Origin of the sequence: Caulobacter sp. 17J65-9 (assembly GCF_010975005.1) — a bacterium.
Classification (GTDB): Bacteria; Pseudomonadota; Alphaproteobacteria; order Caulobacterales; family Caulobacteraceae; genus 17J80-11.
Map to the genome: position 1 here is coordinate 1 of NZ_JAAIVC010000219.1, position 4,981 is coordinate 4,981.

Annotated in this window: 8 protein-coding genes; 2 read left to right on the top strand and 6 right to left on the bottom strand. The window is 70.7% G+C overall.

Going from position 1 to position 4,981, the window contains the following annotated elements:
* The 4 genes from G3573_RS19900 to G3573_RS19915 all read right to left on the bottom strand — a co-directional run.
* Positions 1 to 183, bottom strand: a 183-nt coding sequence (locus G3573_RS19900; protein ID WP_205598390.1) for a hypothetical protein, incomplete at its 3' end; no start/stop codon positions are given.
* A 49-nt stretch (positions 184 to 232) separates the two neighbouring features.
* Complete coding sequence (locus tag G3573_RS19905) at positions 233 to 571, bottom strand: hypothetical protein (RefSeq protein WP_240454815.1); 339 nt, start codon at positions 569 to 571, stop codon at positions 233 to 235.
* On the bottom strand, positions 568 to 846 hold the full coding sequence (locus G3573_RS19910) for a DUF2312 domain-containing protein (RefSeq protein ID WP_163263418.1): 279 nt from the start codon (positions 844 to 846) through the stop codon (positions 568 to 570). The genes G3573_RS19905 and G3573_RS19910 overlap by 4 nt, the downstream gene beginning before the upstream one ends.
* Before the next feature lie 111 nt (positions 847 to 957).
* Positions 958 to 2,703 (bottom strand): DUF885 domain-containing protein, encoded by a 1,746-nt coding sequence (locus G3573_RS19915; protein ID WP_163263419.1) that lies wholly within the window; start codon positions 2,701 to 2,703, stop codon positions 958 to 960.
* Positions 2,704 to 2,897: 194 nt separating this feature from the next.
* On the opposite strand from G3573_RS19915, the gene G3573_RS19920 reads away from it, so the two are divergent.
* Entirely contained in the window at positions 2,898 to 3,080 is a 183-nt protein-coding gene (locus G3573_RS19920; protein WP_163263420.1) for a hypothetical protein, read from the top strand.
* Between the two features lie 123 nt (positions 3,081 to 3,203).
* Positions 3,204 to 3,767: a PH domain-containing protein gene (locus tag G3573_RS19925; protein ID WP_163263421.1), complete on the top strand. Its 564-nt coding sequence runs from the start codon at positions 3,204 to 3,206 to the stop codon at positions 3,765 to 3,767.
* 4 nt (positions 3,768 to 3,771) lie between these two features.
* Here G3573_RS19925 and G3573_RS19930 read toward each other — a convergent pair whose 3' ends face one another.
* Both G3573_RS19930 and G3573_RS19935 read right to left on the bottom strand, forming a co-directional pair.
* On the bottom strand, positions 3,772 to 4,554 hold the full coding sequence (locus tag G3573_RS19930; RefSeq protein WP_163263422.1) for a sulfite exporter TauE/SafE family protein: 783 nt from the start codon (positions 4,552 to 4,554) through the stop codon (positions 3,772 to 3,774).
* A gap of 1 nt (position 4,555) precedes the next feature.
* Positions 4,556 to 4,981 (bottom strand): rhodanese family protein (locus G3573_RS19935; RefSeq protein ID WP_163263423.1); only part of this gene is annotated, 426 nt, incomplete at its 5' end.

Genomic DNA, 4,981 nt, shown 5'->3' on the forward strand with positions numbered 1-4,981 from the left:
GGCCACGCCCTGGCCGTCCGGCGGCCCCCAGTGCCGACGCGCGCCGGACGTCGCCGCCAGCCCCCACCAGCCGTAGTAGAAGGCCAGCACCGCGCGCGGCCACGGGCGCGCGGGCGCACGCGTCGCGGCGACAGGAACGGCCGCGGCCGCGAGCAGCGACCGCCGGCTGACTGAAAGCGCCATGAACCCTCCGTGTCGCCGGAGGAACGCGGAAGAGCGCCGTCGGTGAGCGCTACTCTTCGATTTCGGTGTCGATCTGGCGTGCCGGGCGCGGGCGGAAGCCGCGCCGGGACTTAGCCCCGCGATCCGGCTTCTCGCCGGTCGCCTTGGCGGCGATCTGCTTGAGCTTGACCGCCTGCATCACCGACAGCGGCGCGTTCGGGTCGCCCTTCTCGGGGTCGCCGAACGCGCGGCCGTAGGTCTTCACCCGCTCGGCGACGGAGCCGAGGAACTCGTCCTCCCACTCGGAGAGGGTGACGCCCGCCTTGTCGGCGGTGCGCTTGGCCTTGGCCAAAGCGCGAAGGGCGGCCCGTCGGGCCGCCGCCTTCCTATCGGGAAGCTTTGACTTCAAAGGCCCCCGATGGCGGACAGGTAGAGATCGACCAGCGTCTCTTCCTCCTCGCGCTTGACCTTGTCCATCTTCCGCAGACGGATGACCTTGCGCATGATCTTCACGTCGAAGCCTTCGCCCTTGGCCTCGGCGAAGACCTCCTTCATGTCGTTCATGACGGCCTGCTTGTCTTCTTCCAGCCGCTCGACGCGCTCGATGAAGGACTTCAGACGGCCCTGCGCGGTCGCGGTCAGGACGTCGGGATCGGAAGCGGCGGCGGAAAAGACGTCGTCCATCGAGAGATACTCCGGGAAGAAATTCGCGCGGACGCTACTCATCGAACGGACGCCGCTCAACCGCGCCGCCGCCGCAGGCTGCGGACTCGTCGCCGCAGCCTGTGGATAACCCTATTTCTTGCGCTGTTCGGCGATCCAGGCCTCGACCGACGCCCGCAGCGCCGGCAGCGGCACGACCCCGTCCTTCAGCACGACCTGGTGGAAGGCCTTCAGGTCGAACTTCGGCCCCAGCGCCGCCTCGGCCTGCTTGCGCAGGGCGAAGATCTCCAGCGCGCCGGAGTCGTAGGCGGTCAGTTGGCCCGGCAGCACGGCGATGCGGTCGATGGTGTCGAGCGACTCCTCGTAGGTGAAGCGGCCGGACTCGGCCATGTAGCGGGCCGCCTGCTCGCGGCTCCAGCCGTAGAGGTGCACGCCCGGGTCGACCACCATGCCGCGCGCCGGCCACAGGCGGCGGCTGATGGCGGCGTAGGGGTTGTCGTAGACCCCCGCCTCCTCCGACAGGGCCTCGGAATAGCGCGCCCAGCCCTCGACGAAGGCCGAGTTGAACGACATGCGGGTGAAGTCGTTCGAGGGCGTCGAATAGGCGGTGGCGATCTGCATGTGGTGGCCGGGCCAGCCCTCGTGCACGGCGGTGATGGCCGCGCCGCCGCGGGTCTCGCCCTGCCAGTTCTCCGACTGGATCCGATAGGTGGCGGTCTTGGCCATGTCCGGCGAGGCTTCGTAGTGCGAGCTGACCCCGGTGCCGCGCTGGTAGCTCTCCATCGGCTTCACCTCCATCACCTGCGGCGGCATGCGCTCGAACAGGACGGCGGTCTTGGCGCGGGCGGCGTCGACGGTGGCGCGGGTGTAGGCGATCAGCTCCTCTTCCGAGACGAAGCGGTTGTCCGGGGCCTCGCGGGTCTTGGCCACGATGGTCGCCAGGTCGCCCGAGCCGTAGAGCTTCTGGCCCATGGCCTTCACAGTCGCCAGGTTGGCGGCGACGGTCTTCTGGCCCAGCTCGAACACCGCCTTCGGATCGCGGTCGAGCGTGGTGTAGCTGCGCAGGAAGGCGCGGTAGCAGGGCACGCCGTCCGGCAGGGCCGACAGGCCGAGGGTCTCGCGCGCCTGCGGGCGATATTCCTTGGCCAGGTAGTCGCTGTAGCGCTTCAGGGCCGGATTGATCTTGTCGGTGATGACCTGGCGCAGGGCGGCCTGGAAGGCCGGGTCCGTGTCGTGCGTGGCCAGCACCCAGAACGGCGACTTCTCCGGATCGGCGGCGATCATGCCGTCGACCTGCTTGACCACCCGGTCGACCACCGACTTCGGCGCCGAATAGCCGTGGGTCAGGCCGGTCTTCAGGTTGGCGATCTCGGTGTCGGCGAAGGCCGGGAGCGAGCCCCAGCGCCGCAGGGCCTGGGCGCGCAGGTCGTCCGTGCCCAGCGGTTGCAGGGCGGCGATGCGCGCCATGCCGGTGTGCCAGCCGAACATGTGGTTCACGCCCCACCACTCGGCGTGGCAGACGCGCATGTCGCGGCCGGCCTCCAGCTGTTCCTTGAGGCCGGCGTAGGTGACCAGCGACGGCGAACCGGCCAGGGCGCGGGCGTCGATCCGCGTCAGCTTGGCCAGCAGGTCGTCCTCGCTCTTCTCGTAGGCCGCGAGCCCGGCCGGCGAGCGGTCGACGAAGCGGTCGTGGCTCGGGACCGGCAGGCCGGAGAAGTAGGAGACGGTCGGGTCGGTCTGCAGCTGCAGTTTCACCCAGGCGTCGGCCAGCGCCTCGACGTCGGCGGCGGCGCCCTTGGCCGGTTCGGCGGCGCTGGCGGCCAGCGGCGCGGACAAGGCGGCGGTCGCGGCCAAAACGGTCAGGAATACGGTCTTCATCTGGCGCCCCTCCCCGGGTTCGGACGACCGAGGTTATCCGCGCGAAGCCAAGCCGCAAATGAAGTTTCGGAAAGCTCCAGGGCCTGACTGCGACGCCCGGCCGCAGCGCCCCGCCCCCGCCCGCCACGAAGTCGCCACATCCCCGCCGCCTCATAGTTAAGGCGTACACAAGTCTTCAGTCGGGGAAGCGTCCAATGTCCCAGCACAACATCGTCGGCAGCGAAGCCTTCAACACCGAGCCGGTCCTCTACGTCCGCGTGCTCAAGGCCCGCCGCGCGTCGTGGGGCGGCGTGGTCAGCACCCTGCTCGCCGGCGGCGGCCTCGTCGTCGCCGCGGCCTTCGCCGCCGCTTATTTCGGCCAGACCTTCGGCGTCTGACCGGGTTCCGATTTCAAGGAACCTTGCTCCGGCGCCGGATCAGCCCCCCGGCGCCGGAGGCTCTTTCCGCTCCTGTCCGCAACGGTTAACGTCCCAACCGAACGACGTTCGGAGGGTGACGCCATGGCGGAAACGAACACCGAGGCCGCGACCGCCAGCGTGAGTGCGGCCCCGGCCCTGACCGCGACCGGCTATCTCGCCAAGGTCCTGGGCAAGGACGAACGCGTTCTGATGATCGTGCGCCGCCACTGGCTGGTGGGCGTCTCCAAGACCGCGCTGTGGGTCGGCCTGACCTTCGCCGCCCTGGTCCTGGCCGCGGTCCTGCTGGTCCAGAGCCCGAACAGCCCCGCCTTCCTGGCCGCCCTCGTCGCCGCCCTGCTGCCCGCCGTGCTGTGGCTGTGGGAGTGGCTGAGCTGGCGCAACCACATGTACGTCATGACCGACCGGCGCGTGCTGCAGCTGAAGGGCGTGCTCTCCAAGGACGTGATCGACACCCTTCTGGAGAAGCTGAACGACGTGAAGTCGCGCCAGTCGCTGTGGGGCCGCATCTTCGGCTACGGCGACATCGAGATCCTGACCGCGTCGGACGTGGCCATCAACAAGCTGCGCACCATCACCGATCCCCTGCAGTTCAAGCTGGCCATGCTGGAAGCGAAGGACGCGCTGGAACTGGATCACCACGCCTGAGGCGTCACATTCCGGCGAGCGCGCGCCAGGCGACGTAACCGGCCACGATCAGGATCAGGCCCGCGAACAGGGTGCGCCCCAGCGCGGCGCGCGCGCCCAGCGCGTCGGCCGCCTTCAGGCCCGCCGCACCGCCAGCCACGCCGCCGACCAGGAACCAGCCGACCACCGGCCACAGCACCAGGCTCGAGGCCGCGTAGTTGGCCGCCGTCGACATCCCGAACAGCGAGACCGAGACCAGGCTGGACGCGGCGGCGTTGGCCAGCGTCATGCCGGCTGCGGCCATGAGGCCCGGGACGATCAGGAAGCCGCCGCCGATGCCGAAGAAGCCGGCCGCGAAGCCGACGACGAGCCCGGCCGGGGCCAGACGCGCGGCCAGCCTCGGCGTGATGCGCACGGCCGCGTCGCCGCTGTCGCCGCGCTTGCGCAGCATGGAGACCGCGACGGCCGCCATGGCGACGGCGAAGAAGAGCAGCAGCAGCTGGCCGCCCACCTGCTTGGCCAGGCTGGATCCGGCGAGTGCGCCGACCAGGCCCGAGACGCCGAACACGGCGGCGCAGGGCCACTTCACCCGCCCCCCGCGCCAGTGGCCGACGAGGTTGACCAAGGCGTTGACCGCCACCGCCGCGCTGGAGGTCCCGATCGCCACGTGCGGGTTCGTCACGCCGACAAAGTAGAGCAGCAGGGGCGTGGCGAGGACTGAGCCGCCGCCGCCGAACACGGCCAGCAGCAGCCCGACCAGCGCGCCCGAGACGACGGTCGCGCCGGCGGACCAGACGGTGAGGTCCATCTCAGGCCGCCGTCGCCCGGTTCCAGGGCGCGAGCTTCAGCAGATTGGCCATGCCGCACCAGCCGCTGATCCCGGCGAAGGTCAGGCCGGCGCCGACGAAGGCCGACAGGCCGAAGAAGCCGGGATGCACGAGGAAGCCCAGGGCCACCCCGCTCAGCACCAGCGTTCCCGCCGCGATCTGCACCTGGCGCATGATCTCGAGCGGCGCCTTGCGGTCGCCGGCGACGGGCAGGCCCGCCGTCTTCCAGGCGTCGATGCCGCCCTCGAGCACAAAGGCCTGGCCGGCGACGGCCGCGGCGAGGCGGTCGCAGTGGGCGGTGGTGCGGCCGCCGGAGCGGCAGTGGAACACCACCTCGCGGCCGGCGCCGATCGCGGCGGCGGCCGTCTCGAAGGCGGACAGCGGCGCGGCGACCGCGCCGGCGATGCG

Coding starts and splice junctions, on each gene's coding strand:
- G3573_RS19910 (WP_163263418.1), bottom strand. CDS start 846: ATGGACGACGTCTTTTCCGCCGCCGCTTCCGATCCCGACGTCCTGACC.
- G3573_RS19915 (WP_163263419.1), bottom strand. CDS start 2,703: ATGAAGACCGTATTCCTGACCGTTTTGGCCGCGACCGCCGCCTTGTCC.
- G3573_RS19920 (WP_163263420.1), top strand. CDS start 2,898: ATGTCCCAGCACAACATCGTCGGCAGCGAAGCCTTCAACACCGAGCCG.
- G3573_RS19925 (WP_163263421.1), top strand. CDS start 3,204: ATGGCGGAAACGAACACCGAGGCCGCGACCGCCAGCGTGAGTGCGGCC.
- G3573_RS19930 (WP_163263422.1), bottom strand. CDS start 4,554: ATGGACCTCACCGTCTGGTCCGCCGGCGCGACCGTCGTCTCGGGCGCG.